This window comes from Sinorhizobium sp. 8-89 (genome assembly GCF_030124325.1).
Lineage (GTDB): Bacteria > Pseudomonadota > Alphaproteobacteria > Rhizobiales > Rhizobiaceae > Sinorhizobium.
In genome coordinates, this window is sequence record NZ_JASKLR010000101.1 from 1 (window position 1) to 436 (window position 436).

Annotated in this window: 1 protein-coding gene; it reads right to left on the reverse strand. The window is 65.6% G+C overall.

Features of this window, described 5'->3' with window-relative positions; genetic code table 11:
• Window positions 1-158 (reverse strand): DUF736 family protein (locus tag QN219_RS33840; protein ID WP_284004774.1); only part of this gene is annotated, 158 nt, incomplete at its 3' end.
• Between the last annotated feature and the right edge of the window lie 278 nt (window positions 159-436).

The window sequence follows — 436 nt, forward strand, 5'->3', positions numbered from 1 at the left end:
CCGAACTCGACACCCCCTGCGGTGACGCGGAAGTCGGGGGCGCGTTCGTTGTCACGGTCGCAGGGCTTGATGGTGGCCTTGACGTTGAGGGTGAGGGTCTTGATGGTGCCTGCGTAGGCGCCGGTTTCGTCGCGGGTGAAGGTGCCGATCTGAGCCATTGTCGTATCTCCTGAGGTTTGTTCGAAGCCGCCCGATGCGGCCTCGATGGCGGTCGAGAGGCGACGGATTGGACGGAATGCATCTGAAGGACCACAGCGTGAGCGGAGGACGGCGGCAGCCGAGCTTGTTGGCGCGCGAGGAATGACCGCTTGCGGTCAGGGGAAGAAGGTCGGCGGAGCCGTTGCAGGCCAGGGCCGGTCCGGTGCCAGACCAGCCCCAAAGAGAGGCCGTATCGGGGGCTTTCGCGCCGTCAGCAGAGAACGACGCGGATGATCGG